The sequence below is a fragment of the Burkholderia sp. BCC0405 genome (assembly GCF_902833075.1).
Lineage (GTDB): Bacteria > Pseudomonadota > Gammaproteobacteria > Burkholderiales > Burkholderiaceae > Burkholderia.
The window spans coordinates 71,115-96,798 of record NZ_CADFEO010000022.1 but is presented as its reverse complement, the minus strand read 5'-3'; the positions used below and the strand labels follow the sequence as shown (position 1 = coordinate 96,798).

Here is a 25,684-nt window from a genome sequence, read left to right as displayed (position 1 = left end):
TGGGCGGCATGACGGAGGCCGATCGCGCCCCGCACCGCCCGGCGCTACGCCAGCACGATGTTCTTGATGGCCTTCTTGAGGCGCTTGAAGCTGTCGACCGATTCCGCCTTCTGGTCCGTCACGAGTGTGCCAATGCGCGCCGGCTCGCAGAAGCCGATCCGGCTGTTCGTGCCGAGCTTGCTGAAATCGGCCAGGATCGCGACGTCCGCCGCGTTGCTGACCATCGCGCGCGCCACTTCGGTTTCCATCCGGTCATAGTTGGTCGCGCCACGCACGGCATCGACGCCCACCGGCGACAGCAGCGCGAGGTCGGCGCGGTAGCGGAAGATTTCGGCAACCGTGCCGTCGCCGACGGTCGCGGCCGCGCGGCTGCCGATCATCCCGCCGAGCAGGATGGTTTCGTTGTTCGCCTGCGCCGGGTCGCTCGAGCGCATCTTCAGTGCGACGTCGATCGAGTTCGTGATGATCGTGAGGCCCGACAGCTTCGCCAGCTCCTCGGCCAGCAGCGTCGTGGTCGTGCCTGCGTCGATGAACAGCGTCTGCGAGCCCGTGACCAGCCGGGCCGCCGCGCGGGCGATCGCCAGCTTCGCTTTCACGTGCGTCTGCGCGCGTTCGGCGATCGGCGCTTCGTCGCCTACCTGCACCGCACCGCCATGTACGCGCTTCAGTTCACCGAGCGCCTCGAGATCGACGAGATCGCGCCGCACGGTTTCCCGCGACACGTTCAGTTCAGCCATGATCCGGTCGGTGGAAACGCGCTGCATCTTCGATAACAGAAGCCGGATCCTCTGGTATCGCTCTTCTTGCCACATGGAATGTCCTCGGAATGAACGTCAATGTTATTCGAACGGCGAACTAGGCTGCGCTCTCCTCCATCTTTTTGATGCCCACGAGGGTCTGCAGGGATTGACGGACTGCCTGGAACTCGCTGCTCGTCATCTTCGAAAACACCACGTGGATGCGGTCGTCGTCCGGCGCGGCATCGTCCTGTTCGATGATGAACTGGACGATGCGCGCCTGGTCGATGCCAGGCATCGCCTGCAGCGACGTCAGCTTCACGGCGCCGCGGCTCGCGAGGATACGGACGCCCCAACGCTGCCGCACGGCGAAGAAGCGCTTCTCGATCGGTTTCAGGCCGGCCAGGATCGCGAGCACGATCGCCGTCGCGGCGATCGCGGCCACGTACATGCCGCCGCCCACGGCCAGCCCGACCGCCGCCACGACCCACAGGCTCGCCGCGGTCGTCAGGCCGCGGATGCTCTCGCCGCGCAGCATGATCGAACCGGCGCCGAGAAAGCCGATGCCCGACACCACCTGCGCGGCGACCCGCGACGGGTCCAGCGACACATTTTTCGCGTTCTGGATATCCGCGAAACCGAACGCCGACACGACCATCACGAGCGCGGCGCCCACGGCCACCAGCATGTGCGTGCGCAATCCGGCCGCCCATGACAGGCGCTCGCGCTCGATGCCGACGATGCTGCCGAGCAATGCCGCCAGCAACAGGCGGGATACGATTTCCAGCTGACTGATCATGCGAGATCTCCTTGCTTTGCGTGGTCTACCTGATGAAGCACGGCCCGCCTGGGCCGTCGCCCGATGCTTCCTGCCCTCGCCCGCCCGTCGCCGGGCCCGGCAACCGGCAGGTTGTATTTTTGTGCGATCTTGCGATTTTGTGCGTTCTAATATACGGTACGAAAAACGACAAAGCCAGACCCAAATTCGTTTGTTTCATCCGATCAGCACGATCAATCGTCAGACCATTCAGGCAACACGATCCGGAACACTTGCTTAGGAGACCAACATGATGAAGAAGGCATGGATGCTGGCTGCAACACTGCTGGCGGCGCTGGCCACGGCCCCCGTTCACGCGTCGGAAGGCGACACCTGCAAAAAGGTGACGCTCGGCGATGTCGGCTGGAGCGACATTGCGGCCACCACCGGCGTCGCGATGATGCTGCTCGACGGGCTCGGCTACGAGGCGACCAAGACGATCGCGTCGCCGCCGATCGTGCTGGCCGGCGTGAAGAAGGCGCAAATCGACGCGTTCCTCGGCTACTGGGATCCGAGCATGACACCGACGGTGAAGCCGTTCGTCGATGCCGGCGCCGTCCACCAGTTGCCGCAGCCCAACCTGGTCGGCGCGCGCTACACGCTGGCCGTGCCGCAATACGCGTCGGACAGGGGCCTCAAGCGCTTTGCCGATATCGCGAAGTTCCGCGATCAGCTCGACGGCAAGATCTACGGGATCGGCGCCGGCAACAACGGCAACGCGCTGATCCAGCGGATGATCGACAAGAACGAGTTCGGGCTCGGCGGCTTCAAGCTGGTCGAATCGAGCGAGGCCGGGATGCTCGTGCAGGTCACGCGCGCGGTGCAGGAGCACCGGATGATCGTGTTCCTCGCGTGGGAGCCGCACCCGATGAACATCAACTTCAAGATCGCCTATCTCGACGGCGGCGACAGCGTGTTCGGCCCGAACTACGGCTCGGCGAAGGTCTATACGCTCGTCACGCCCGGCTATCTCGAACGCTGCCCGAACGTCGGCCGGCTGCTGACCAACCTGAAGTTCACGACCGACGAAGAGAACCAGCTGATGGTGCCGATCATGAATCACGCCGATCCGGTCGCCGTCGCGAAGGAGTGGGCGAAGAAGAACCCCGGCGTGCTGTCGAAGTGGCTCGACGGCGTCACGACCATCGACGGCAAGAACGCGAAGGACGCGATCGAGAAGCTCATCGGCGCATGAACACGCCAGACAAGGAACCACCCATGTACAAGAATCTCGCGCTGTTCGACCTCGACCACACGCTGCTGCCGCTCGACAGCGACCAGGCCTGGAGCCGCTTCATCACGCGGGTCGGCTGGCGGGAAGACGACGCGCACGTGGCGCTGATCGACGAGCACTACGGTCACTATGCGGCCGGCACGCTCGACATGGACGCGTACCTCGCCGTGACGCTCGCGCCGCTCACCCGCTATCCGCGCAAGGTGCTCGAACGCTGGCATGCGCTGTTCATGGACGAAGTGATCCGTCCGGCGATCACGCCGCAGGCGCGCGAGCTGGTCGACCGCCATCGCGAGAACGGCGATCTTTGCTGCATCGTGACGGCGACCAACGTCTTCGTCACGCGGCCGATCGCGGCGGAATTCGGTATAGAGCACCTGCTCGGCATCGAGCTCGATACCGACGACGGCACGCCGGACGGCGCGTTTACCGGGCGCAGTACAGGCGTGCCGAGCTTCCGCGAAGGGAAGATCGTGCGCACGACCGCGTGGCTGGCGTCACTCGGCTACGCGCCGGCCGATTTCGAACGCACCTACTTCTACAGCGATTCGATCAACGACGTGCCGTTGCTGGATTACGTCACGCATCCGGTCGCAACCAATCCCGACTCGAGGCTGTTGCAAGTGGCTGGCACGCGCGGGTGGCCTGTCATGAAGTTGTTCTGATTCGGGCGATATTCTCTGCTGTCCATTTTTCATGTCTGGAGGGGTAATGAAATACGGAGCACGCAGCAACAGTCTCGATCATTCAGGAATCCGACTCGAACCGGATCGAAAGCCTGTCGTCAAGCCGAGCCGGCCGGAAAGCCGCTTTCCGCACTGGCGCGGCGTTTTCATGATCGCACTCCTGTGCACGCTGGCCGCTTGCGGCGATGGCGACCCGGGCACGCCGGCCAGCGTCGCGGCCGCGCGCGCGGCCGCACCGGGCTCGGCGTCCACGCCGGTCCTGCACTGCGCGAGCGCGTGCCACTGACCGACGCCGGCCCTCACGCCAGCCATCCACGACAGAGAGCGATCATGCAAAACAAACCCACGACACGACGTCAATTCCTCGCCGATGCGTTGAAGCTCGCCGGCGCCACCGCGATCACGGGCATGCTGCCCGAAAGCATCGCGCGCGCGCAGGCCATTCCCGCAGCCACCGTGACCGGCACGATCCAGGACGTGAAACACGTCGTGATCCTGATGCAGGAAAACCGCTCGTTCGACCACTACCTCGGTACGCTGGGCGGCGTACGCGGCTTCGGCGATCCGCGGCCGGTCGTGATTTCGAGCGGGTATCCGGTGTGGCGCCAGCCCTGGCTGACGTCCTACGTGTTCCCGTTCAACCCGTCCCCGCCCTCCGGAACGGCGAACGGCGACACCTACTACGGCGACCTCGACCACAGCTGGAGCGGCACGCACAGTGCCTGGAACAACGGCTGCTACGACAACTGGGCCGACGCGAAGACCAGCGGCACGATGTACTACTTCACGCAGAACGACATTCCGTTCTACTACGCGCTGGCGAGCGCGTTCACGGTGTGCGACGCCTACCACTGCTCGATGCTCGGCCCGACGGACCCGAACCGCCTGTATCTGTGGACCGGGTGCTGCGGCAACGTCCCCGGCTATGCGCCGTACACGACCAACACGATGACGGGCACCGGCTGGACCACGATGCCGGAGCGCCTGAACACGGCCGGCGTCACGTGGAAGTTCTACCAGGACAAGGGCAACGGCCTGGACGCCGGCCATGGCTACGGCGAATACAACGGATCCCAAAGCGATCTCTGGTGGAACGGCAACTACGGCGACAACGTCATCCTGAACTTCAGGCAATACCAGAACCTCGGCGCCAGCGATCCGCTCGCGCCGGCGCTCAACGGCACGCAGATCGATCCGTCAGGCGGCGGCAAGGAATACGACACGAACCTCTTCAGCCAGCTGCGGGCCGACGTCGCCAACGGCACGCTGCCGCAGGTGTCATGGATCGCCGCCCCGTACGCGTACTGCGAACATCCGTCGTGGGCCGCGAGCGGCGGCGAATGGTACGTGAGCAACGTCCTCAATGCGCTGACGTCGAATCCGGCGGTGTGGGCCAGCACGGTGCTGCTCGTCATGTACGACGAGAACGACGGCCTGTTCGATCACATGCCGCCGGCCGTCCCGGCCAGCGTCGCTGCCGGCACCGGTCGGTCGACGGTCTCGACGGCCGCCGAATTCGTCGCCAGCGGCGGCGCGGCATCGGACGGCTCGGCAAGCGGCGACGTGCCGATCGGGCTCGGCCCGCGCGTGCCGATGTTCGTCATTTCGCCATGGTCGAAGGGCGGCAAGGTCAATTCGCAGGTCTTCGATCACACATCGGTGATCCGCTTTCTGGAAGCGCGCTTCGGGCTGCAGGAAACCAACATCACGCCGTGGCGGCGCACGGTGTGCGGCGACCTGACGTCGGCCTTCGATTTCTCGAACGCGGACCAGACGGTTCCGGCGATCCAGCCGCCGGCCAGCAACATGAACCCGAACGGCTCGACCGTCCTGATCCCCTATCCGACCACCACCGCGGTGCCGGCGCAGGCCGCCGGCCGCAGCACCGCCTGCCGCCTGCCCTACGAGTTCTTCGTGCAAGGCAAGGTCAACCGCGCCGGCAACGCGCTGGCGCTGACGATGACCAACACCGGCGCCGCCGGCGTACACCTCCAGGCGTGGGTCGACGGCACGAGCACGATCCCTCGGCATTACACGATCGCGGCCGGCGCGGGCCAGTGCGCGAACCTGTCGGATTCGCTCGCACTGACGAGCGGCGGCGGCTACGACTATTCGATCTACGGGCCGAACGGCTTCCTGCAGACGTTCCGCGGCAGCATCGGTTCGTCCGGCAACACGGGATCGAGCGCCGAAATCAGCCTGTGCTACGACGTGGCGAACGGCAACGTGCAGATCACGCTCGACAACTCGGCCGGGGCCAGCGCGACGACGTTCCAGCTCACCGACAACGCCTACGGCATGAACACGCCGCAGTCGGTCACCGTCGCCGCCGGCGCGACGCAAGCCGTGACGTGGTATGGCGACGGTGGCTGGTACGACGCAAGCATTCGCGACGCGAACGACCCGAACTTCCTGCGCCGGGTGGCGGGCTGCGTGCAGACGCAATCCGGCGCGCTGCTCACGGATTCGGCGATCGGCAATACCGGCAAGAAGTTCGTCGCGTCGCTCGCGTCACAGGGCTCGACGTTCGGCACGCTGCGGTTCGACTACGTCGCGCCGCCCTGGAACCATAGCCCGAAGAACTGGGTGGGCATCTTTGCGCATGGCGCGCAGCCGACCAGGGGCAGCTACAAGTCGTGGGCGTACTTGCCGAAGAGCACCGGCTCGCTGCTGTTCTCGTCCACGGCCAATCGCTCGCTGGCGTCGGGGCAGTACGACGCGTGGTACCTGTTCGACGACGGCTACACGCCGCTCGCGGGCCCCGTCACGATCACCATCTGACGGAATGGCCGGACCGTGCCGGCCGCCCGCATGGGGCCGGCACGCATTCGGGCGCGACGCACCACGTTGCGCCCGAATGCTTTTCCAGCCGCGCGGTACGCGCGATACGAGCAGGTCGTCGTGGCACGCGCCGAACGGCCGCGTCGGGTGCGCGATCCGGATTTCGAGGATCCACAGCCCGAGCGCCGGCGCGGCGCAAGCACGCCGGCTTCGATCCGGCGGCTGGGCGAACGAGGCGTCCGGCAAGACGGCTCGCTTTCGCGCGACGGCCGGCGGCCGGCGGCCGGCGGCCGGCAAGCTGACGCACCGCCGCCCGCCCGTCATTGCCGCGTTACGTCCGCGTCGCGACGATGAACAGGCGCGGGAACGGCAGCAGCACGGTGCCGTCGGCGAGTGCCGGATAGCCGTCCGGCCCCGCGATCGCGTCGCGATACCGCGAGAGAAACGCCGTGCGCTCGCCATCGTCGAGCGCCGCGAGGAATGGCCGCAGCGCACTGCCCTTGAACCACTCCACGACCGCGTCGGCGCCGCCGCGCAGCGGGTGGTAGTAAGTCGTGCGCCATACGTCCACGCGCGAGCACAGCGGCGACAGCAGCGCGTGGTAGTGGCGCGCGTCGAACCGCTCGGTGCGCGCCGCGCCCTTCAGCTTGTCCGCCCACGGCCCGGCCGCGGCGACCTCGCGCATCAGCCGGTGCGCGGGTTCGTCGAGGTTGTCCGGCATCTGTACCGCAAGATGACCGCCCGGCGCGAGCCGGCCGACGAGTGCCGGAAACAGCGTGTCGTGCGCGGGCACCCATTGCAGCACCGCATTCGCGAGAATCAGGTCATAGCCGCCCGGATCGTCCCAGGTGGAAATATCCACGACATCGAAACGCAGGCCCGGCAGGCGCTTGCGCGCGGCGTCGATCATGTCCGCCGATGCATCGATCCCGTGAACCGTTGCGTCCGGCGCATGCGCGATCAGCACCTCCGTCGAATTGCCGGGCCCGCAGCCGATGTCGATCGCGGTATGGATCGGCGTGTTCGGCACGGCAGCCAGCAGATCGCGGATCGGCCGCGTGCGTTCGTCCTCGAATTGCACGTACTGGGCGGCGTATCGATCGAGTGGGGTCGTCATGTCGTTCCTCCTGGTCGGCGTGGACGGCCTTGCCTGCTCCGCTCGCGGGATGCCGGCGGCCGTCGATGCACCGCATTCTGCGATCGTCACGAAGTTCAGTAAAATGAATTTAATATCGTGATTGATTCAAATTTCTGATGAAAATCGATACGCTCGGTGTCCAGGCCTTCGTCGCGATCGCCGACGGCGGCAGCTTCCGCCAGGCAGCCGAAACGCTGCACGTCACGCAGACCGCCATCACGCAGCGGCTGCGCAAGCTCGAGACCTTTCTCGGCGTCGCGCTCGTCGAGCGCACCACGCGCCGCACCACACTCACCGAAATCGGCCGGCGCTTCCTGCCGCAAGCGCGCCGGCTGCTGAACGAGCTGTCCGACGCGCTCACCGAAATTCGCGAAACCGGCCTGAGCCAGCGCGGCGACGTCACGATCGCGTGCGTGCCGACGGTCGGCGTGCAGTACCTGCCCCGCATCCTGCGCGCCTTCTCCGCGCACCGGCCGCACGATCGCGTGAAGATCCTCGATCACGCGTCGGCGTCGGTGCTGCAGGCCGTGCTGCATCGCGAGGCCGAGTTCGGCATCGGCATCGCCGGCGACCAGCATCCCGAACTGGTCAACGTGCCGCTGACGAGCGATCCGTACGTGCTGGTGTGCCGCGACGATCATCCGCTCGCCAGGCGGCGGCGCATTCGCTGGGCGGCACTGCAGCCGCATCCGCTGATCTTCGCCGGCGAAGTGAGCGGCAATCGCGGGCTGCTCGACGGCGCACTGAAGACGAGCGGCGTGTCGCTGCATTCGTTCTACGAAGTGCAGCGCAGCTCGACGGCGCTCGGGCTCGTTGCCGAAGGGCTCGGTGCAGCCGTGGTACCGAAGCTCGCGATCCAGAAGAACGCGTATCCGATGATCCGCACGATCGAACTCGTCGAGCCGGCGGTATCGCGCACGCTCGTGCTCGTCACGCGCAGGAGCGCGCAACTGTCGCCGGCCGCCCGTGCGTTGTACGACATGATCGTCGAACAGGCGACACCCTGACGATAGTGTCAGGGCTGCGTCACGAAGCAGCGCCTTCGGGGTAGTATCGCCACACGCGGTCGCGACGACCGGCGCCTACCCGGCGCCGAGCACGTCACGCCACCGCTGCAACGGCCGTTCCTCACTACCCCTGCACGGAGCACTGCATGGCCTATCGCAACTATCACAAGCGCAAGATTGCAGACCGGGAACTTCATCCCGAAACCCAGATGATGTCGTACGGCTACGATCCGTTCCTGTCGGAAGGATCGGTGAAGCCCCCCGTGTTCCTCACGTCGACGTTCGCGTTCCGCACGGCCGAGGACGGCGCCGAATTCTTCGACGTCGTGGCCGGGCGCAAGCCTTCGCCCGAAGGCGAAGGCGCGGGCCTCGTCTACAGCCGTTTCAATCACCCGAACCTGGAGATCGTCGAGGATCGCCTCGCGCTGCTCGACGATTCCGAAGCCGCCGTCGTGACGTCGAGCGGCATGTCGGCCATCGCCGCGATCCTGCTGACGTTCCTGCGGCCGGGCGACTGCGTCGTCCAGTCCGTGCCGCTGTATGGCGGCACCGAGACGCTGATCTCGAAGTTCCTGCCCGAGTGGGGCATTCGCTCCGAAGCGATTGCCGACGGGCTGTCCACCCACGCAATCCGCACCGCGCTCGAAGCGGCCGCGCAAAAGGGCAAGGTGCGGATGTGCTACATCGAGACGCCCGCCAACCCGACCAATGCACTGTTCGACCTCGAAGGGCTGCGCAGCGAGATCGACGCATTCGAAGCGCGCCACGGCTATCGCCCGCTGTCGGTCTGCGACAACACGCTGCTCGGGCCGCTGTACCAGAAGCCGTCGCGGCAAGGTATCGACCTGAGCGTGTACTCGCTGACGAAATACATCGGCGGGCATAGCGACCTCGTCGCCGGCGGCGTCACGGGCACCCGCGAGCTGATCACGAAGATCCGCTCGATCCGCAGCACGCTCGGCTCGCAGCTCGATCCGCATTCGTCGTGGATGATCACCCGCTCGATGGAAACGCTTGTGCTGCGCATGCAGCAGGCCGCCCGCAGCGGCAGCGCCGTCGCGCGCTGGCTCGCCGACAATCCGCACCGGCAGGTGCGCGTGCTGCATCCCGAGCTCATCGACGATCCGGTCTACCAGGCCGTCTATCGGCGCCAGTGCACCGGGCCCGGTTCGACGTTCGCGTTCCTCCTCGACGGCGGCCGCGAGCAGGCGTTCCGGTTCATCAACCACCTGACGCTGTTCAAGTCGGCGGTCAGTCTCGGCGGCACGGAATCGCTGATCTGCCATCCGGCGTCCACGACGCATTCGGGCGTACCGGCCGATGCACGTGCCGCGGCGGGTGTGTCGGAAGGGTTGATTCGCGTGTCGGTCGGGCTCGAACATCCGGACGACCTGATCGCCGACCTGTCGTACGCGCTGGAACATTGCTGACCTGCGCGGCATGCCCCGTGCCGGTTTGCACGGGGCGGCGCCGGGATGACGGCGTTCGGCCGCGTGATCGTGCTTGCCCCAGGATCCGCACCATGAACACCACGCGGCATCGATAGCTGATCGGCAATCGGCAACACGCGCCGAACGTGACCATGACGATCGCGCGACGCCAACCGGCCGAACCGGCTTACAGCACCTTCACCATGAACACGCGCGACGCGCCTTCCGGCTCGCACGGCACCTCGCCGAACGCTTCGTAGCCCTGTTTCCGGTAGAAATCCGGCGCCTGGAACGAGATCGTGTAGAGCACCGCACGCGCGCAGCCGCGCCGTTTCGCTTCCGCTTCGGCCTCGCGCAGCAGCCGGCTGCCGAAGCCGCCGCCGCGCAGCGATTCGGGCAGGTAGAACAGATCGATGAAGAAAAGGCCGAGCGACGTGCGCCCCGTGAGGCCGCCGAGGATCTCGCCGGTCGCGGGATCGTTCACGTACACGTCGAGCGCGGCCGCGTCGGCGCGCCCCGTCATCGCGTGATTGAATTCGCCGAGCTTGCGGCTGATGAAATCGCGGGCGGCCGGCTGCCCGGTGTCGGTGAGCCGGATGGAAACGTCGGGTTGCGTCGTCATGGAGCGGGTTCGGTCGAAGAGACAGACTTCCGGGCATGCAGCACCCGGGGCGGGAATCGCTCGACTATAGCGCGTTGGCGGGCATGCCGTGGCGGCGCGCCCGCCGCCTTCGCCGCGCATCGCGCACCGCGAGGATCCCGGCGTGCGCAGCCGGGTCGCTGGTCCGCGCGACGAGGTTCGGGCTTTCGGCGACGATCTCGCCGCCACGGACGATCACCGTCGCGAACGGGCGGCCGCCCGCTTCCGCGTTCTTCCTCGCAAGATCGATCGTGCGTTTCACCGGATCCATGGCTGCGTCCTCGTTGAAGCGCAGTGGCGTAAACATGCGCCCACCGGCGGCCGGTGCACGTCGGACGGGAAGCGGCGCGGCACCGCTGCCGCGGCGCCGCATCGGCGTCAGAACGGCTTGGTCGGCAGGTACTTGCCGTCGAGCGTGATCACCGCGCGCGAACCGCCTTCGGGATCGTCGACCTTCTTCACGTCGAGCCGGAAATTGATCGCGCTGATGATGCCGTCGCCGAACTTCTCATGAACGAGCGCCTTCAGCGTCGTGCCGTACACCTGCAGCATTTCGTAGAAGCGGTAAATGGTCGGGTCGGTCGGCACGCGATCGTCGATGCTGCCGCGCAGCGGGATCGTCTGCAGCAGCAGCACCGCGTCGTCGTCGAGGCCGAGCTTGTCGGCGACGTTGCGCGCCGCTTCCGCCGGCAGCGCGTGCTGGCCAAGCAGCGCGGCGGTCACGAACGCTTCGCTCAGGCCCGTGCCTTCGGTGAGCTGTGCGAACGACAGGTTCTTGCGCGCCTTCGCGAGCACGACGGTCTCCGCGAGCGCGTGGCGGGCAGTCTGGCTGAGTTGGGACTGGATCATGGCAATTCCTCGTGGTTGGGTAGGAGCGGTTCAGGCCGCGACGGGGAGCGTCGCGGGCGTGGCGCGGACCTCGGGGTGGTCCGCCAGGCAGACGAACCGGCCGGTCGCGCCGTCGTAGGCGTCGATGCAGCCCGATTCGATGTCGTAGACCCAGCCGTGCAGTGCGAGCCGCCCTTCTTCGAGCGCAAGCCGCACGGCAGGGTGCGTCTTCAGGTTCGCGAGTTGCGCGACGACGTTCTCGCGCACCATCGAGTCGATCCGCTCGCGTTCGCTGCGATGCGGGCGCGCCTCGTTCACGACGCGCGCCGAATCGGCGTAGCGCAGCCAGTGGCCGACGGCCGGCATGTGGTCCATGCACTGGCAGGTGGCGATCGCGGTCATCGCGCCGCAATCGGAATGGCCGCAGATCACGACGTCGGTCACGCGCAGCGCGGCCACCGCGTATTCGACCGACGCCGATACGCCGCCCGGCTCGGGGCCGTACGACGGCACGATGTTGCCGGCATTGCGGATCACGAACAGGTCGCCCGGTTCGCGCTGCGTGACGAGTTCGGGCACGAGCCGGCTGTCCGAGCACGAGATGAACAGCGCGCGCGGGTTCTGGCTGCGCGCGAGATCGCGGAACAGCGCGGCGCGTTCCGGATAGGCGTCGCGCTGGAACTTCAGGAAGCCTTCGATGATGTCCTTCATCGTGTGTTCTCCGGTGCAGGTGGAATCGATGAAGGGCAGGTTACGCCCGACTTCCAATAAGGTAAAAGACTGATTTATGATCCAGCAGATAAGCAGGACTTATAGGAACCGCCATGCTGCTGCGCCATATCCACTACTTCCTCGCCGTCGCCGAGCACCGCAGCTTCACGCGCGCGGCCGCCGCGCTGCATGTGTCGCAGCCCGCGCTGTCGCAGCAGATCCGCCAGCTCGAGGAGACGCTCGGCGCGCAACTGTTCGACCGCAGCGGGCGCGTGACGCGGCTGACCGACGCCGGCGACGTGTATTTCCGCTATGCGCGGCAGGCGCTGCACGATCTCGCGGAAGGCCGGCGCGCGATTCACGACGTGCAGGATCTGAGCCGCGGCTCGCTGCGGATCGCGGTCACGCCCACTTTCACGAGCTATCTCGTCGGGCCGCTCGTCGAGGCGTTTCACGGCCGCTATCCGGAGGTGTCGCTGTCGGTGCGCGAGATGTCGCAGGAACGCATCGAGGCGCTGCTCGTCGACGACGAGCTCGATGTCGGCATTGCGTTCGAGGAGGTGCAGACGGCGGATATCGAGGCGGAAACACTACTGGTCGAAACGCTCGCGCTCGTCGTGCGCCGCCAGCATGCGCTCGCCGGTAAGCGCAAGGCCGGCCTGCGCGCGCTGCACGACGCGCCGCTCGTGCTGCTCACGGCCGAGTTCGCGACACGCATGCAGATCGACCGCTATTTCCGCGAGCATGACGTGCGGCCGCGCGTCTTGATGGAAGCGAATTCGCTGGGGGCGGTGATCGAGATCGTGCGCCGCACGAACCTCGCGACGCTGCTGCCCGCGACGATCGCGACCGGGCACGACGATCTCGTTGCCGTCGCGCTCGATCCAGCCGTCCTGCGGCGCACGGCCGTGCTGCTGCAGCGCAAGGGGGCGTACCGGAGCGCCGCTGCGCGCGCGTTCGTCGAGCTGGCGTTGGCGCAGCACGCGGGGAAAGGGAAAAAGGCAGGCGAACCCCGCCCGGCACGCCCCGGGACGGCCGGGCAATGAAGGCCGGCGTTGCCCCGGAGCCGGGCAAGCAACCGCGTCAGTTGTACCCGAGGATCGCCACCGCCGCGACGTCCGGCCGGTCGATCGTATTCCCGACGAGCGACGTCATCGGCTCCTGCAGCACCGCCTGATACGACGTCACGCGCGGCGCTTCCGGCGCGCCCGGCTCATCCGGTGCCGGTTCGTCGAACGCGGCATCGAAACCGCTGTAAAAGCCCGGCTGCTTCTGCGAAAAAGTCATCTCCACTCCTTTACCTGTTTTACCTGTTTTACCTGTTTATGTTTTCGAAGTTCTAACCAACTTGCTTCAATGCCGCCGCCCGCACCGGCGTGCCGTCGTGCGCCGCCTCCGATCGCGCCAGCTGCGCGCGCGTGCGCCGCGTAATGTGGATCACCGCGAACACGACCGGCGCGATCAGCAGGCCTTCCGCGAGCTCGGGATCGACCGGCAGGTTCATCACGTGCAGCGCCTTGAACGCCGCCGTCGCGAGCGACAGCACGTAGTACGAAATGGCCGCCACCGACAGCCCTTCGACCGCGTGCTGCAAGTGAAGCTGATTGCGCGCGGTGCGCTCCATGCCCGCCAGCAGGCGCGTCACGTCCTTTTCCTGGGCAAGATTCACGCGCGTGCGCAGCAGGTCGACCGCCCGCGCGATCCGCGCGGCGATCTGCTCGTGGCGCGCCCATACGCTGCGGCAGGTTTCCATCGCCGGCGCGAAGCGGCGTTCCATGAATTCGGCGATCGTCGGCATCCCTTCGATGCGCTCCTCGCGCAGCTCGTGGATGCGTGCCAGCACGAGCTTCTCGTACGCACGCGACGCGCTGAAACGTGCGCCCGATCCCGCCAGCGATTCGACCCGCACCGCGAGATGCGTGAGCTTGACGAGCAGCGCCGTGTCGTCGCCGTCCGCGCCGCTCGCGTCCATCCGCTGCATCAACGCGTGCAGCGCCGCGTGGATCTCGTCGAGCTCGCGGCTCATCCGGCGCGCGACGGGCAGCGCCAGCAGCGCCATCATCCGGTAGGTTTCGATTTCATGCAGGCGCTGCAGCAGGCGGCCGCCCTGCTCCTCGCGAAAATCCTCGTCGACCACGAGAAAGCGCATGAAGCCGTCGGCGCGCACGTGCCAGTCGCAGTACACCTTGCCGCCGCCGAGCACGTTGCTGCCGACGAGCGCGGGGCCGTCGATCCAGCGGCGCAGGTCGCCGCACACGAGCCGCGCGGCGTCGCCCGTCAGCAGTTCCATGCGCACCGCGACGAAGCGGATGCCGGCGAGCCGCGCGAACCACGCAGCCGGAATGCCTTCGATCGCGAGATCGTCGAAATAGCCGGTGTCGCGGCGCGGCGCGACGAACGTGAAGGTCGAGAACTCGGTATGGCGTTCCCACTTCAGGTGCCAGCCGCTCGGCGACTGCACCGCGTAGTGCGTCGCGCCTTCGTGCGGCGCGGCGATGCCGGTATCGCGGCACAGTGCGTGCAGCAGCGTTTCGTGGATGTCGGGCTGGCCGTCCGCGTAGATCGCGTAATGCGTGAGCGACACGGCTTCGGCGAGCCGCAGGAACGGCCGGGCATGCAATTCCGCGGCCAGTGCGGCGCGCAACGGATGGTCCATCATCGAGACACCACGCTTTCCTGTTCAGTGCTGCACGCCGGATCGACCGGCCCGAACGCCGCGCCCCTTTCGGATGAAACGTCAGCGTGATCGCACTATGGCAGACACACAGCAACAATAAAAACGCATAATGCTGATCGTTACGTTCAGTTTTCCTGATACCCATGAAGATGCTCGATCACGACGTGCTGGCCACCGTCGTCGCCGTCGCGGAAACCGGCAACATGACCCGCGCCGCCGAGGCCGTGAACCGCTCGCAGTCGGCCGTGAGCATGCAGATCAAGAGCCTGGAAGACGCGATCGGCCGGCCGCTGTTCGTGCGCAAGCCGCGCAGCATCGTGCTGACACGCGAAGGCGAGGTGCTGCTGGGATTCGCCAGACGAATGCTGGCGCTGCGCGATGAGGCGTGGGCGGCCGTGGTGCGGCCGGAAGTGACCGGCAAGGTCGTGATCGGCGTGCCGGACGACTACGCGTCGTCGCTGCTGCCGTCGGTCCTGAAGAAATTCTCGGCGACCTACCCGAAGGTCGAGATCCAGGTGATGGGGCTGCCGAGCAGCGCGCTCGCGCCGCTGATCAAGGAGGGCACCGTCGATCTCGTGTGCGGCACGCGCATCAAGGGGCTGACCGGCGACTTCATCCGCCACGAGCCGATGGCGTGGGCCGCGATGACGAACGGGCCGCGCGTGTGGGAAGAACGGCCGCTGCCGATCGCGGTGTTCATGCCGGGCAGCGTCGCGCGCGAGAACGCGATCCGCAGCCTGGAGCGCGCCAAGGTGCCGTACCGCACCTCCTATGAAAGCCCGAGCCTGCTCGGACTGCTCAGCATGGTCGAGGCCGGCCTCGCGGTCGCGCCGCTCGCGCGCTGCGCGATTCCCGCGCAACTGTCGATGCTCGGCCGCTCGCACGGGCTGCCCGACCTGCCGCCGCTCGAACTGATCCTCGCGCGCAGCACCAAATCGAAGCGGCCGCCGTGCGACTTTCTCGCGGAGCAGTTGATGGAAGACCTGCAGCGGCAGACCGGGCAAACCGCCGACGCGTGATCAGCGCGTCGCGCCGAATCCCGCCGCGGCCAGCGCCGCGTTGACGTTCGCGGCCACCGCATCGACGAGCGCCTCGAGCGTATCGCCGCGCAGCTGCGCGTGTTCCGGTGCGATGTGCTCCTTGCGTTGCCAGCCCCACTGCGCACCCGACGCGACCGACAGCGTCGCGCCGAAGCGGTTGCCGTGGCAGCGGCCGAAGGTGCTCACGCGCCGCCCGGCCACGTAGTCCTGCTCGGGCAGGCAGAGCCGGATCTCGACGGCGACCTGGTCGCGATCGTTGACGCGCGCGGCCGGGCTCACCGTCGCGGCGAACACCTTGCCGATCCGCCAGGTCACGCAGGTTTCCCACGCCGCGAGCGGCCCGCCGGCCGCGTCGACCCGCTCGGTGTCGACCGACCACTGATGCCCGTCGGGCACGACGATCGCCTGATGCAGCAGCACTTCGGCCACGCGCACCGTCGTCACGAGCTGACGCGCGAGTTGCTGGCCCGACGGCAGCGACGCCGTCCGTACGCGACGGCTCGCCGGCCGCGCGACAGGCACTGCTTCCATGAGGTCCATGACCCCTCCATATTCAGGATCGGCGCCGCGCACGCGATGGCGCTCGCCGCCGTGCCGCCTGCGGGCGGGCAGCACGGCGGCCGGCAACCGGCGATCGGGCGGCGGATCGGACAAACCATTCAGGAACGAGCAACAACCGTTCCTCGCTTCACCGCGCCTTCGGCCCGACGCGCAAACGGCGCGCGACCGGCCCGATCACCGCATCGGCCTGCTGCGCGATCAGCGTGCGCAGCGTGAAATCCAGGTCTTCCGGTGCGATGTCGAAGTGCACGTGAACCACGTCGCGCACGGCACGCGCGCTGACGACATGGACGCCGAGCGGGGAATGCAGCAGCGCCGCGAGCAGGGCGTGCGCGCGTTCGCCGGAGTCGGCCGTCAGCGTGACGGGCAACTGCAGGCGCGGGCGCGGCGGCGGGAACGGAATGACGTTGTTGCGTGCGCCGGCGCGCAACTGGCGGCCGGCGACATCGAAGGCGGGAACGGGATGAATGAAGGTCATGGAGCGGACGGAAGCCGTCTCGGCTGTTCGACACCTCCCCAGCTTAGAAGAGACGGCATAAACGTCGTGCAAAAAAACGCGCCGCCGATGCAAAAAACGCCATCGGGGACACAACACGATACCGGCCGGAAGCTGTCCGTGCGGTCGTCACGCACGCGCGGCGATCTCGCGCCGCAGCTTGCCCCAACCTCGCCCGCGCGGCGTGCGGCCCCGCGGTCGTTCCGTTACGCGGCGAACGCGTCGAGCGACGCACGCCGCCGCTCGTCGACCATCGATTCGATCATCGACACCAGATCGTCGGTCAGCGGGTCGCAGATGCCCGGCGAGCGATGCAGTTCGAGATCGGCCGCCGGCAGCGGCGGCAGCCCGTCCGTCTCGTCGAGCACGCGCCAGTTCTCGGGCAGCGTGCAGCGGTCGATCATCGTCACGGCCGCGCCGTGGTTCACCGCGATCTTGATGCCGGTCGGGCTCTGGCTCGTATAGACGACGTGATACGGCCGCTCGGCCGTCGCGAGCGCCTGCAGCCCGCGCTGCCGGTAGCAGCACGTCTCCGGAAACAGCGCGAGCGGCACCGACGCCTGCGGGTCCAGCGCGAAATCGCGGTGCGCCGCCCACACGACGTCGTGTCGGCCGAGCAGCCGCCCGCTCGCGTTCGGCCCATGCCGCACGACGAGCGCGACGTCGAGCTCGCCGGCCTGCAGCCGTTCGAGCAGTTCGAGCGACGTGCGGCAATGCACATGAAAACGCGCGCCCGGCCGCGTCGCATAGAACGACTTCAGCAGGTCGGGCAACCACAGCTCCGCATAGTCCTCGGGCAGCCCGAAGCGCACGACGCCGCGGTCGCTGCTCGCCTGCTTCAGCGCGAGGATCGCGTCGTTCTGCACCTGGATGATCCGGCGTGCATGAATCAGGAAATTCTCGCCGTCGCGCGACAGCTCGAGCCGCCGGCTGTTGCGCATGAACAGGTGCGTGTCGAGCCGCTCCTCGAGCGTGCGGATGCGCAGGCTGATCGTCGATTGCGTGCGATGCAGTTGCCGGGCCGCCGCGGTGAAACCGCCGCTCTCGACCACGGCGACGAATGCCCGGATCAGCTCCGGATCGAGCGAACTGAGCTTCGACCAATCGGGCCTTTGAATGGCAGCCATCGGAATTACTCGCTTTCGAAAAAAAAAGGGAAGACGAAAGATAGGGCTCGGAGTACGCCGATTGTTGTCCAGATGCGCTCGGCCCTCCAACCCCTGCCCGGGTATGACAAACCCGGAGCCGGTACGCGATTGCCCACCCGCCGATCCCGCCCCGCCCGCCGTCACGACAACGGCCGAGGCCCGCCCGGCGGGCATTCGCGCGCCGGGATCAGGACTTTCCCGGAGACGACGAAAACTCATAGCCCGATCAGAAAACATCGATTCACCGGCCGCGCCACGGCCCACCACAATCGCCTCACACCCACCTCATCGACGAGACACCGCAATGACCGCATCCCAACCCAGGCAGCTTTACATCGGCGAAGGCTTCGAAGGCCCCGGCGTCAACCTCGCGCACATCAACGTGCTGGTCGGCCCGCGCAACGGCCCGGCGGGCCAGGCGTTCGCCACCGCACTCGCCACGCCGTCGGCCGGCCATGCGCCGTTCGTCGTGATCGCGCAGCCGGGCGTGCCGACCAAGCCGCTCACGCTGTACGTGAACAAGGCGCAGATCGCCAGCGACTTCCACGGCAATGCCACGTGGGGCGCATCGCAGGCCGGCATCGCGAAGGCCGTGGCCGAAGCGCTCGAGAACGGCACGCTGCCGCCCGAAGCGGAGAACGACTGGGTCGTCGTGTCCGCGAACTGGGTGAACCCGCAGACCGACGATCTCGACGCCGTGTTCGAGAACAACTACCGCGCGTGCCGCAACGCGATCGTCGCGGCGATGGAAGGGCTGCCGCATCGCGACGCGGTGTTCGCCGCCGCGCGCGACGTGTCGAACCCGTTCTACACCCCGAAGAAAAACTGACGACGACAAGCGGCCGATACAAGGCCGCACCTGGAGGAAACATGGAATACGTCCGCCTCGGCCAGTCCGGCCTGAAGGTGTCCCGCCTGTGTCTCGGCACGATGAACATGGGCACCCCCGAATGGAAGCCCTGGATCTTCGACGAAGCGCAGAGCGAGCCGATCGTGCGCCGCGCACTCGACGCCGGCGTCAACTTCATCGATCTCGCGGATTTCTATTCGACCGGCGTCGGCGAGGAAGTGGTCGGCCGCATCCTGAAGCGCAACGCGCGCCGCGAGGAGCTGGTCGTGACGACCAAGGTCGGCTACGACATGGGCAGCTATCCGAACGCGGGCGGCCATTCGCGCAAGCACGTGCTCGACGGCATCGACGGGTCGTTGAAGCGCCTCGGGATGGATTACGTCGACATCTTCATGCTGCACTTCTTCGACGTGAACACGCCCGTCGAGGAAACGATGAGCACGCTGCACGACATCGTGCGCGCGGGCAAGGCGCGATATATCGGCGTGTCGACGATGTACACGTGGCAGTTCGCGAAGATCATGCAGGCCTGCGAACGAAACGGCTGGGACAAGCCGATCAACATGCAGCTGCAGCTGAACCTCGCGTATCGCGAGGAAGAGCGCGAGATGGTGCCGTACTGCATCGACCAGGGCGTCGGCGTATCGGTGTTCAGCCCGCTCGCGCGCGGCCTGCTCACCTGCGAGCCGCAATCGACGCGCAACCAGACCGACTTCTTCACCGCGCAGATGTACGGCGACGCATCGTCGCTCGCGATCGCGGAATCGGTCGCGAAGGTCGCGAAGCGCCGCGGCGTGCCGCCCGCGCAGATCGCGCAGGCATGGGTGCTGGGCCGCCCCGGCATCGCGAGCATGCTGGTCGGCGCGGATTCCGTCGCGCAGTTCGACAGCGCGCTCGGTGCGCTCGAAACGCAACTCACCGACGAAGAGCTGCACGAGCTGGAACGCAACTACACGCCGTGCGACCTGATCAACGACTACACGGCCGGCAAGCGCATCGCGCGCACCTCGCGTCCGGCGCAGGGCAGCTTCGCGACGGACTGAAAGTTTGAAGGACTGCGGTACCGAGAGGCTCCGAGGCACTGAAGGAACGACACACAATGAACGCATTTCTGAGGACCGGCCATTTCATCGGCGGCGAATGGCATGAACCGCATGGCGCGAGCGATGCGACCTATCCGGTGTTGAACCCCGCGACCGGCGAGACGATCGCGAAGGTCGCGAAAGGCGGCGCCGACGACACCCAACGCGCGATCGACGCCGCCGCGCACGCGTTTCCCGCGTGGCGCGCACTGACCGCGAAGGAACGCGGCGCCCGCGTGAAGCGCTGGGGCGAGCTGATGCTCGAACACCGCGATGCGCTCGCCGAGCTGCTGACGCGCGAGCAAGGCAAGCCGCTCGCGGAAGCGCGTGGCGAAGTCGCGTATGCGGCGAGCTTTCTCGAATGGTTCGCGGAAGAAGCGAAGCGCATGTACGGCGACGTGATCCCGAGCCCGAAGCCGAATTCGCAGATCGTCGTCACGCGCGAGCCGGTCGGCGTCGTCGCGGCGATCACGCCGTGGAATTTCCCGCTCGCGATGATCACGCGCAAGGCCGGCCCCGCGCTCGCGGCCGGCTGCACGATGGTGCTGAAGCCGTCCGAGGAAACGCCGCTGTCGGCGTTCGCACTCGCGGTGCTCGCCGAGCGCGCGGGCGTGCCGGCCGGCGTGTTCAACGTCGTGTCGGGCGATGCGGTTGCGATCGGCGAGACGCTGACGAGTTCGTCCGTCGTGCGCAAGCTGTCGTTCACGGGCTCGACGCGGGTCGGCAAGCTGCTCGCGAAGCAGTCGGCCGACACGCTGAAGAAGCTGTCGCTCGAACTCGGCGGCAATGCGCCGTTCATCGTGTTCGACGATGCCGATCTCGATGCGGCGGTCGAGGGCGCGATCGCATCGAAGTTCCGCAACACGGGCCAGACCTGCGTGTGCGTGAACCGCTTTCTCGTGCAGGACGGCGTGTACGACGCGTTCACGCGCAAGCTCGCCGACGCGGTGCGCACGCTGCGCGTCGGCAACGCGCTTGCGGGTGAAGTCGACCAGGGGCCGCTGATCAACGACGCGGCGCTCGGCAAGGTCGAGCGGCACGTGGCCGATGCCGTCGCGAAGGGCGCGCACGCGCTCACCGGCGGCAAGCGTCACGCGCTCGGCGGCACGTTCTACGAGCCGACCGTGCTCACCGGCATGACGGCCGACATGCTGATCGCCGAAGAGGAAACCTTCGGGCCCGTCGCCGCCTGCTTCCACTTCGCGACCGAGGCGCAAGCCGTGGCCGCGGCCAACGACACGCCATTCGGGCTGTCCGCGTACTTCTACACGCGCGACCTCGGCCGGGCGTGGCGCGTATCGGGTGCGCTGGAAAGCGGGATGGTCGGCGTCAACGACGGGATCATCTCGACCGAGGTCGCACCGTTCGGCGGCGTCAAGCAATCGGGGCTCGGCCGCGAAGGCTCGAAGTACGGCCTCGACGAATACGTGGAACTCAAGTACACGCTGATGGCCGGCCTCGGCCGCTGACCACCGGCCGCTCCCCGCGGCCGACCCGCGCCGCGCGCCGCCCGGCCGCGCGGCGCCTCGCACGGCATGCTCGACGGCGTTCCGCCGCCGCGCGCCGCTGCACGCACACCCACAATCCAGGAGGCAGCTTGACTCAAGCCAACGTTCAATCCGGCACGGCGCGCGCATTGCCGCTGTCGCGCGGCGCCGAGGCGCCGCACCGCCCCGTCGCGCTCGACGACGTGCCGCTCAACCGCTTTCACGTGAAGATCGCCGGCCTGACGTTCGGCGCGCATTTCACCGAGGGCTACACGCTCGGCACGATCGGCTACGCGCTCGCCGCGCTCGGCAAGCAGATGCCGATCGACGCGTTCTGGATGGGGATGATCGGCAGCTCGGCGCTGATCGGCATCTTCTTCGGCAGTCTCGTGTTCGGCTGGCTGTCCGACCGGATGGGCCGGCAGAAGATCTTCCTGACGAGCTTCGTGATCATCACCGCGGCCGCGTTCGCGCAGTTCTTCGTCACGTCGCCGCTCGAACTGTGTTTGCTGCGCGTGCTGATCGGCTTCGGGATGGGCGGCGATTTCACGGTCGGCCACGCCATCCTCGCCGAATTCTCGCCGCGCAAGCATCGCGGTGCGCTGCTCGGCTCGTTCAGCGTGATCTGGACGATCGGCTATGTCGCCGCGAACGTGCTCGGTCTCGCGTACAGCGACGTCACGCCCGACGCCTGGCGCTGGCTGCTCGCGTCGGCGGCGTTGCCCGCGCTGGTCGTGCTGGTGCTGCGGATCGGCACGCCCGAATCGCCGCGCTGGCTGCTCGGCAAAGGCCGCGCGCAGGAAGCGCGCGCAATCGTCGCGAAGCATTTCGGGCCGCACGTGATGCTCGACGGCTCGACCGAGCCGCATGCGCATGGCGGCTTCGCGCGGCTGTTCCAGCGTGACCTGATCCGCCGCACGATTTTCAACTGCGCGTTCTTCGTGTGCCTCGTGATTCCGTATTTCGCGATCTACACGTTCCTGCCGACGATCCTGAAGACGATCGGCCTCGCCGAAGGCTTCGGCGCGGACCTGCTGCTGAACGGCTTCCTCGTGCTGGGCGCGCTGCTCGGCATCTGGCTGACGATCCGGCTGTCGCGGCGCGGCTTCCTGATCGGCTCGTTCGCGGTGACATGCGCATCGCTCGTCGCGCTCGCGGTGCTGCCGTCGTCGGCGGCCATGGCGATGATCGTCGCGTTCGCGATCTTCACGCTGACGATGTCGGCGTTCAGCAATCTCGTCGGCGTGTTCCCGCCCGAGTGCTTCCCGACCGACGTGCGCGCGAGCGGCGTGGGGCTCGCGATCGCGTGCAGCCGGCTCGGTTCGGCGATCGGCACGTTCCTGCTGCCGGCCAGCATCGCGACGCTCGGCTTTCACGCGACGATGTTCGCGCTCGCGGGCGTGCTGCTGGCGGGGATGATCGTGTCGATCGCATGGGCGCCGGAGACGAAGCACCTGACGCTGGAGCAGGCGTCGGGGCATTGACGGTGGCGGCGGGTTGCGTGCCCGCCTGCTTCATCGCGCTCGATCAAGGCGTTCGCATCGACGCCGTGCCGATGCGCCGCTGCGACGACGCGCACGAGCGTGTTCCGACGGCAAAATCAGCCGCGCCCCGCCGCCCTCGCCGCCGCCCCCGCCTGCTCCCGCAACCACGCAGCAAACGCGACCACCGGTTCGACCGCGACACTCTCCGGCTCGACATCGAGCCAATAGCCGAACGGCCCGATCGGCTGCACCGGCGACAGCCGCACGAGGCTGCCCTCGCCGATCTCCTCCTCGATCATGTTGAGATCGACCACCGCGAGCCCCGCGCCCTTGCGAGCCGCACGAATCGCCTGTTCGAGCGTGGAAAACTCGATGCCGTCGCCGATCCGCGTCAGCGGCACGCCCGCCTGCTCGCACCAGTCGGCCCACAGCGTCAGGCGCTTGCCTTCGTGCAGCACATGCAGCGACGGCAACCGGCCGAGCAGCACATCGAGCGCATCGCCGCGATAGCGCGGCGCGCCGACGAGCGCATGCCGCTCCATCATCAGCAGTTCCGACTGCATCCCGGCGCGCGCCGTGCGCCCGAAGCGGATGTGGCAATGGCAATCGTCGGCCGGCTCCGTGCGGATCGACAGCTCGACGTCGGGCAGCGCCTCCGCGAGGGTGCCGAGCCGCGGCGAAAACCACTGCGTCGCGAACGTGGGCGGCAGCGACACCGTCAGCCGCCGCTTGGCGCCCGGCCGCGTGGCGGCGATTTCGCCGACGCCACGTTCGATCGTGTCGAACGCCTGCCCGATGAACGGCAGCAGCCGCTGGCCCGCATCGGTCAGGCGCACGCCCTTGTGATCGCGCTCGAACAGCCGCGCGCCCAGCGCTTCCTCGAGCAGCCGGATCTGCCGGCTCACCGCCCCCTGCGTCACGCACAGCGAAACCGCCGCGCGGTTGAAGCTCAGGTGACGCGCGGTCTCCTCGAAAAATCGCAATGCGATCAACGATGGCAGGCGTCGCATGATGTGTGTCCCTTTCGTTTGTATCGTTTGTATCGTTCGTGTTGTTGCCGGCAGGCGCCGCCGGCCATCCCGAGAGCGGCAGTGTCGCACCCCGGCGCGCCAGCCGCCGCGCCGTCGAAGCCTCCTGGGCCCGCGCGCTCCGTCGCCGCCATTCATCGTCCCCGCGCCCGCGGCCGTCCGCCTACAATAAGCATCCCGCACCAAACACCACACCGCCCGTGAGACGCAAGATGCCGGCGCTGAATGCGCTGAAAGCCTTCGAGATGGCCGGCCGCACCGGCAGCTTCACCCGCGCGGCCGAGTTGCTCAACGTGACGCAGAGCGCGGTGAGCCGCCAGGTCCGCCAGCTCGAGGGCCAGCTCGGCGAAACCCTCCTCGAGCGCCGCCATCACCAGCTCGAACTGACCGCGGCCGGCCGCGTGCTGCTGCGCGCACTGCAGCAATCGTTCGACAAGATCGAGCTGACCGTGCGCAGCCTGCAGGAAAAAACCCACCTGAACCGTCTGCGCGCGAACGTGCCGCCCACCTTCGCCGCGCGCTGGCTGGTGCCGCGCCTCGGCCGGCTGCGCGACGCGCATCCCGAATTCGAGCTGAGCCTCACGACCCGCATTCACGACAGCCTCGGCGAATCGCGCGTGCTCGACTGCGCGATCCGGTTCGGCGACGGCGAATGGGACGGCTTCGACAACGCACTGCTGATGCAGGAACAGCATATCGCCGTCTGCGCGCCCGCGCTGTATGCGCGGCTGCGACAGGACGGCGCGCCGATCGACCTGAACCGCTTCACGCTGCTGCACGTGCTCGCCACCGACGACCAGCGCTACCTGACCTGGCAGCACTGGCTGAAAGCCGCCGGCATCACGGACGTCGACACACGCGGCGGCTACGAATTCGACCTGCTCGACCACGCGATCCGTGCGGCGATCGACGGTCTCGGCATCACGATCGCCGACCGCCACATGGTCGCGCGCGAACTCGCGACCGGGCAACTGATGCAGGTGCTCAACGTGCATGTCGACGGCCACCAGTCGTACTGGTTCGTCACGCGGCCCGAGCAGACGAACCTGCCGCACATCGTCCAGTTCCGCGACTGGCTGCAGCAGGAAGTGTGGCTCGCGAAACGCCATCTCGAACCGTCGTCGCCGCTTCCGCAAGTGCCGCTGGCGTAGTGTTGCGAGTTGGAAATTCGTTGAATAAATTACCGCCTGTCGTAGTAGAAGAGCCAGATCCGGGCGTTGGACCGCACGCAGCCCATACTACCGTTGGCGCCCGGCATTCCCGAGCGTCGTACCCGAGTACATGCGCCACGGCATCGCCACCTCGCTTGCCGCGCTGGACATTGCCACGGGCGAAATCATCGGTGAATTGCATCATCGCCATCGCAGTAGTGAATTCCTGCAATTCCTGCGCGCGATCGATGCCAACGTGCCCGCTGATCTGGACGTGCATCGGGTGACGGATAACTACGGCACGCATAAGGCGCCTTCGATCAAAAACCGGTTCGCTCGACATCCGCGCTTCCGGGTTCACTTCACCCCAACGTCTGCATCGTGGCTCGATCAGGTGGAACGTTGGTTTGCCACGTTGACCGAGAAGTACATTCGACGTGGCACGCATCGCTCGACACGGCAGCTTGAAGAGGCAATCCGGCATTACCTCGACGTCCATAACGCGAATCCTCAGCCGTTCGCCTGGAGCCAGTCGGCCGATGAAATTCTCGCGAGCCTCGAACGGTTTTGCGCACGGGTCTAAACGATAATGTGTGGTTGAGTTCGCCCGCTTCTCGCTCGCACGACGTCGGCACATATCGGCACATATCGGCGCTGGCGTCTGGATGCGT

General features: G+C 67.2%; 26 protein-coding genes and 1 pseudogene. 14 read left to right on the top strand and 13 right to left on the bottom strand.

What is annotated here, in order from left to right; translation table 11 throughout:
* Positions 1-44 precede the first annotated feature (44 nt).
* Together HWX36_RS29565 and HWX36_RS29560 are read right to left on the bottom strand one after the other, a co-directional pair.
* Positions 45-812, bottom strand: coding sequence for a DeoR/GlpR family DNA-binding transcription regulator (locus HWX36_RS29565; protein ID WP_175957185.1), 768 nt, complete (start codon positions 810-812; stop codon positions 45-47).
* A gap of 43 nt (positions 813-855) precedes the next feature.
* The gene (locus tag HWX36_RS29560) at positions 856-1,536 is read right to left on the bottom strand and encodes an MgtC/SapB family protein (protein ID WP_175957182.1); all 681 of its coding nucleotides are present in this window, start codon (positions 1,534-1,536) and stop codon (positions 856-858) included.
* A gap of 268 nt (positions 1,537-1,804) precedes the next feature.
* Here HWX36_RS29560 and HWX36_RS29555 point away from each other — a divergent pair, with 268 nt between their 5' ends.
* The 4 genes from HWX36_RS29555 to HWX36_RS29540 all read left to right on the top strand — a co-directional run bounded on the left by HWX36_RS29555 (position 1,805) and on the right by HWX36_RS29540 (position 6,255).
* Entirely contained in the window at positions 1,805-2,749 is a 945-nt protein-coding gene (locus HWX36_RS29555; RefSeq protein WP_175957180.1) for a choline ABC transporter substrate-binding protein, read from the top strand.
* A gap of 23 nt (positions 2,750-2,772) precedes the next feature.
* A complete protein-coding gene (locus HWX36_RS29550) occupies positions 2,773-3,453 on the top strand; it encodes an HAD family hydrolase (protein WP_175957178.1) in 681 nt (226 codons plus the stop codon).
* 169 nt (positions 3,454-3,622) lie between these two features.
* The gene (locus tag HWX36_RS37405) at positions 3,623-3,760 is read left to right on the top strand and encodes a hypothetical protein (protein WP_226198990.1); all 138 of its coding nucleotides are present in this window, start codon (positions 3,623-3,625) and stop codon (positions 3,758-3,760) included.
* A gap of 44 nt (positions 3,761-3,804) precedes the next feature.
* The gene (locus HWX36_RS29540) at positions 3,805-6,255 is read left to right on the top strand and encodes a phospholipase C, phosphocholine-specific (RefSeq protein WP_175957174.1); all 2,451 of its coding nucleotides are present in this window, start codon (positions 3,805-3,807) and stop codon (positions 6,253-6,255) included.
* A gap of 331 nt (positions 6,256-6,586) precedes the next feature.
* On the opposite strand, the gene tam is transcribed toward HWX36_RS29540, so the two are convergent.
* The gene (tam, locus tag HWX36_RS29535; protein ID WP_175957171.1) at positions 6,587-7,372 is read right to left on the bottom strand and encodes a trans-aconitate 2-methyltransferase; all 786 of its coding nucleotides are present in this window, start codon (positions 7,370-7,372) and stop codon (positions 6,587-6,589) included.
* Positions 7,373-7,509: 137 nt separating this feature from the next.
* Here tam and HWX36_RS29530 point away from each other — a divergent pair, with 137 nt between their 5' ends.
* A complete protein-coding gene (locus HWX36_RS29530; RefSeq protein WP_175957169.1) occupies positions 7,510-8,400 on the top strand; it encodes a LysR family transcriptional regulator in 891 nt (296 codons plus the stop codon).
* 146 nt (positions 8,401-8,546) lie between these two features.
* Positions 8,547-9,830 (top strand): cystathionine gamma-synthase family protein, encoded by a 1,284-nt coding sequence (locus HWX36_RS29525; RefSeq protein WP_175957167.1) that lies wholly within the window; start codon positions 8,547-8,549, stop codon positions 9,828-9,830.
* A 187-nt stretch (positions 9,831-10,017) separates the two neighbouring features.
* Here HWX36_RS29525 and HWX36_RS29520 read toward each other — a convergent pair whose 3' ends face one another.
* The 4 genes from HWX36_RS29520 to HWX36_RS29505 form a co-directional block, all read right to left on the bottom strand.
* On the bottom strand, positions 10,018-10,452 hold the full coding sequence (locus HWX36_RS29520) for a GNAT family N-acetyltransferase (RefSeq protein WP_175957165.1): 435 nt from the start codon (positions 10,450-10,452) through the stop codon (positions 10,018-10,020).
* 64 nt (positions 10,453-10,516) lie between these two features.
* Entirely contained in the window at positions 10,517-10,777 is a 261-nt protein-coding gene (locus HWX36_RS29515; RefSeq protein ID WP_244136556.1) for a hypothetical protein, read from the bottom strand.
* Between the two features lie 71 nt (positions 10,778-10,848).
* Positions 10,849-11,319 (bottom strand): cyanase, encoded by a 471-nt coding sequence (gene cynS, locus HWX36_RS29510; protein ID WP_175957163.1) that lies wholly within the window; start codon positions 11,317-11,319, stop codon positions 10,849-10,851.
* A gap of 30 nt (positions 11,320-11,349) precedes the next feature.
* Entirely contained in the window at positions 11,350-12,009 is a 660-nt protein-coding gene (locus tag HWX36_RS29505; protein WP_175957161.1) for a carbonic anhydrase, read from the bottom strand.
* Between the two features lie 113 nt (positions 12,010-12,122).
* Here HWX36_RS29505 and cynR point away from each other — a divergent pair, with 113 nt between their 5' ends.
* A complete protein-coding gene (cynR, locus tag HWX36_RS29500; protein ID WP_175957159.1) occupies positions 12,123-13,055 on the top strand; it encodes a transcriptional regulator CynR in 933 nt (310 codons plus the stop codon).
* A gap of 37 nt (positions 13,056-13,092) precedes the next feature.
* Here cynR and HWX36_RS29495 read toward each other — a convergent pair whose 3' ends face one another.
* Both HWX36_RS29495 and HWX36_RS29490 read right to left on the bottom strand, forming a co-directional pair.
* Positions 13,093-13,296 (bottom strand): hypothetical protein, encoded by a 204-nt coding sequence (locus HWX36_RS29495; protein ID WP_175957157.1) that lies wholly within the window; start codon positions 13,294-13,296, stop codon positions 13,093-13,095.
* A gap of 52 nt (positions 13,297-13,348) precedes the next feature.
* Complete coding sequence (locus HWX36_RS29490) at positions 13,349-14,668, bottom strand: DUF3422 domain-containing protein (RefSeq protein ID WP_175957155.1); 1,320 nt, start codon at positions 14,666-14,668, stop codon at positions 13,349-13,351.
* A 161-nt stretch (positions 14,669-14,829) separates the two neighbouring features.
* Here HWX36_RS29490 and HWX36_RS29485 point away from each other — a divergent pair, with 161 nt between their 5' ends.
* Positions 14,830-15,705, top strand: coding sequence for a LysR family transcriptional regulator (locus tag HWX36_RS29485; protein WP_059605089.1), 876 nt, complete (start codon positions 14,830-14,832; stop codon positions 15,703-15,705).
* Here the strand turns inward: HWX36_RS29485 and HWX36_RS29480 are convergent, their stop codons facing one another.
* The 3 genes from HWX36_RS29480 to HWX36_RS29470 all read right to left on the bottom strand — a co-directional run bounded on the left by HWX36_RS29480 (position 15,706) and on the right by HWX36_RS29470 (position 17,910).
* Positions 15,706-16,266: a hypothetical protein gene (locus HWX36_RS29480; protein ID WP_175957153.1), complete on the bottom strand. Its 561-nt coding sequence runs from the start codon at positions 16,264-16,266 to the stop codon at positions 15,706-15,708. It abuts the gene before it with no gap.
* 148 nt (positions 16,267-16,414) lie between these two features.
* Positions 16,415-16,765: a hypothetical protein gene (locus HWX36_RS29475; protein WP_175957151.1), complete on the bottom strand. Its 351-nt coding sequence runs from the start codon at positions 16,763-16,765 to the stop codon at positions 16,415-16,417.
* Positions 16,766-16,989: 224 nt separating this feature from the next.
* Complete coding sequence (locus HWX36_RS29470; protein WP_175957149.1) at positions 16,990-17,910, bottom strand: LysR substrate-binding domain-containing protein; 921 nt, start codon at positions 17,908-17,910, stop codon at positions 16,990-16,992.
* 325 nt (positions 17,911-18,235) lie between these two features.
* Between HWX36_RS29470 and fae the strand changes: the two genes are divergently transcribed.
* The 4 genes from fae to HWX36_RS29450 all read left to right on the top strand — a co-directional run bounded on the left by fae (position 18,236) and on the right by HWX36_RS29450 (position 22,834).
* Positions 18,236-18,760 carry a formaldehyde-activating enzyme gene (gene fae, locus HWX36_RS29465; RefSeq protein ID WP_011356415.1) on the top strand — a complete coding sequence of 175 codons (525 nt, stop codon included), beginning with the start codon at positions 18,236-18,238 and terminating at the stop codon, positions 18,758-18,760.
* A gap of 41 nt (positions 18,761-18,801) precedes the next feature.
* Complete coding sequence (locus HWX36_RS29460) at positions 18,802-19,824, top strand: aldo/keto reductase (protein WP_175957146.1); 1,023 nt, start codon at positions 18,802-18,804, stop codon at positions 19,822-19,824.
* A gap of 56 nt (positions 19,825-19,880) precedes the next feature.
* Positions 19,881-21,332 (top strand): NAD-dependent succinate-semialdehyde dehydrogenase, encoded by a 1,452-nt coding sequence (locus HWX36_RS29455; RefSeq protein ID WP_175957145.1) that lies wholly within the window; start codon positions 19,881-19,883, stop codon positions 21,330-21,332.
* Between the two features lie 167 nt (positions 21,333-21,499).
* Positions 21,500-22,834 carry an MFS transporter gene (locus tag HWX36_RS29450; protein WP_244136562.1) on the top strand — a complete coding sequence of 445 codons (1,335 nt, stop codon included), beginning with the start codon at positions 21,500-21,502 and terminating at the stop codon, positions 22,832-22,834.
* A gap of 116 nt (positions 22,835-22,950) precedes the next feature.
* Here the strand turns inward: HWX36_RS29450 and HWX36_RS29445 are convergent, their stop codons facing one another.
* On the bottom strand, positions 22,951-23,844 hold the full coding sequence (locus tag HWX36_RS29445) for a LysR substrate-binding domain-containing protein (RefSeq protein ID WP_175957141.1): 894 nt from the start codon (positions 23,842-23,844) through the stop codon (positions 22,951-22,953).
* Positions 23,845-24,074: 230 nt separating this feature from the next.
* Here HWX36_RS29445 and HWX36_RS29440 point away from each other — a divergent pair, with 230 nt between their 5' ends.
* Positions 24,075-25,013, top strand: coding sequence for a LysR substrate-binding domain-containing protein (locus tag HWX36_RS29440; RefSeq protein WP_175957276.1), 939 nt, complete (start codon positions 24,075-24,077; stop codon positions 25,011-25,013).
* A 48-nt stretch (positions 25,014-25,061) separates the two neighbouring features.
* Positions 25,062-25,596: pseudogene (locus tag HWX36_RS29435) on the top strand (IS630 family transposase); the annotation flags it as partial.
* Between the last annotated feature and the right edge of the window lie 88 nt (positions 25,597-25,684).

Excerpts from the sequence above, each read along its gene's own strand:
- HWX36_RS29565 (WP_175957185.1), bottom strand. The coding sequence starts at position 812 with ATGTGGCAAGAAGAGCGATACCAGAGGATCCGGCTTCTGTTATCGAAG.
- HWX36_RS29560 (WP_175957182.1), bottom strand. The coding sequence starts at position 1,536 with ATGATCAGTCAGCTGGAAATCGTATCCCGCCTGTTGCTGGCGGCATTG.
- HWX36_RS29555 (WP_175957180.1), top strand. The coding sequence starts at position 1,805 with ATGATGAAGAAGGCATGGATGCTGGCTGCAACACTGCTGGCGGCGCTG.
- HWX36_RS29550 (WP_175957178.1), top strand. The coding sequence starts at position 2,773 with ATGTACAAGAATCTCGCGCTGTTCGACCTCGACCACACGCTGCTGCCG.
- HWX36_RS37405 (WP_226198990.1), top strand. The coding sequence starts at position 3,623 with ATGATCGCACTCCTGTGCACGCTGGCCGCTTGCGGCGATGGCGACCCG.
- HWX36_RS29540 (WP_175957174.1), top strand. The coding sequence starts at position 3,805 with ATGCAAAACAAACCCACGACACGACGTCAATTCCTCGCCGATGCGTTG.
- tam (WP_175957171.1), bottom strand. The coding sequence starts at position 7,372 with ATGACGACCCCACTCGATCGATACGCCGCCCAGTACGTGCAATTCGAG.
- HWX36_RS29530 (WP_175957169.1), top strand. The coding sequence starts at position 7,510 with ATGAAAATCGATACGCTCGGTGTCCAGGCCTTCGTCGCGATCGCCGAC.
- HWX36_RS29525 (WP_175957167.1), top strand. The coding sequence starts at position 8,547 with ATGGCCTATCGCAACTATCACAAGCGCAAGATTGCAGACCGGGAACTT.
- HWX36_RS29520 (WP_175957165.1), bottom strand. The coding sequence starts at position 10,452 with ATGACGACGCAACCCGACGTTTCCATCCGGCTCACCGACACCGGGCAG.
- HWX36_RS29515 (WP_244136556.1), bottom strand. The coding sequence starts at position 10,777 with ATGTTTACGCCACTGCGCTTCAACGAGGACGCAGCCATGGATCCGGTG.
- cynS (WP_175957163.1), bottom strand. The coding sequence starts at position 11,319 with ATGATCCAGTCCCAACTCAGCCAGACTGCCCGCCACGCGCTCGCGGAG.
- HWX36_RS29505 (WP_175957161.1), bottom strand. The coding sequence starts at position 12,009 with ATGAAGGACATCATCGAAGGCTTCCTGAAGTTCCAGCGCGACGCCTAT.
- cynR (WP_175957159.1), top strand. The coding sequence starts at position 12,123 with ATGCTGCTGCGCCATATCCACTACTTCCTCGCCGTCGCCGAGCACCGC.
- HWX36_RS29495 (WP_175957157.1), bottom strand. The coding sequence starts at position 13,296 with ATGACTTTTTCGCAGAAGCAGCCGGGCTTTTACAGCGGTTTCGATGCC.
- HWX36_RS29490 (WP_175957155.1), bottom strand. The coding sequence starts at position 14,668 with ATGATGGACCATCCGTTGCGCGCCGCACTGGCCGCGGAATTGCATGCC.
- HWX36_RS29485 (WP_059605089.1), top strand. The coding sequence starts at position 14,830 with ATGAAGATGCTCGATCACGACGTGCTGGCCACCGTCGTCGCCGTCGCG.
- HWX36_RS29480 (WP_175957153.1), bottom strand. The coding sequence starts at position 16,266 with ATGGACCTCATGGAAGCAGTGCCTGTCGCGCGGCCGGCGAGCCGTCGC.
- HWX36_RS29475 (WP_175957151.1), bottom strand. The coding sequence starts at position 16,765 with ATGACCTTCATTCATCCCGTTCCCGCCTTCGATGTCGCCGGCCGCCAG.
- HWX36_RS29470 (WP_175957149.1), bottom strand. The coding sequence starts at position 17,910 with ATGGCTGCCATTCAAAGGCCCGATTGGTCGAAGCTCAGTTCGCTCGAT.
- fae (WP_011356415.1), top strand. The coding sequence starts at position 18,236 with ATGACCGCATCCCAACCCAGGCAGCTTTACATCGGCGAAGGCTTCGAA.
- HWX36_RS29460 (WP_175957146.1), top strand. The coding sequence starts at position 18,802 with ATGGAATACGTCCGCCTCGGCCAGTCCGGCCTGAAGGTGTCCCGCCTG.
- HWX36_RS29455 (WP_175957145.1), top strand. The coding sequence starts at position 19,881 with ATGAACGCATTTCTGAGGACCGGCCATTTCATCGGCGGCGAATGGCAT.
- HWX36_RS29445 (WP_175957141.1), bottom strand. The coding sequence starts at position 23,844 with ATGCGACGCCTGCCATCGTTGATCGCATTGCGATTTTTCGAGGAGACC.
- HWX36_RS29440 (WP_175957276.1), top strand. The coding sequence starts at position 24,075 with ATGCCGGCGCTGAATGCGCTGAAAGCCTTCGAGATGGCCGGCCGCACC.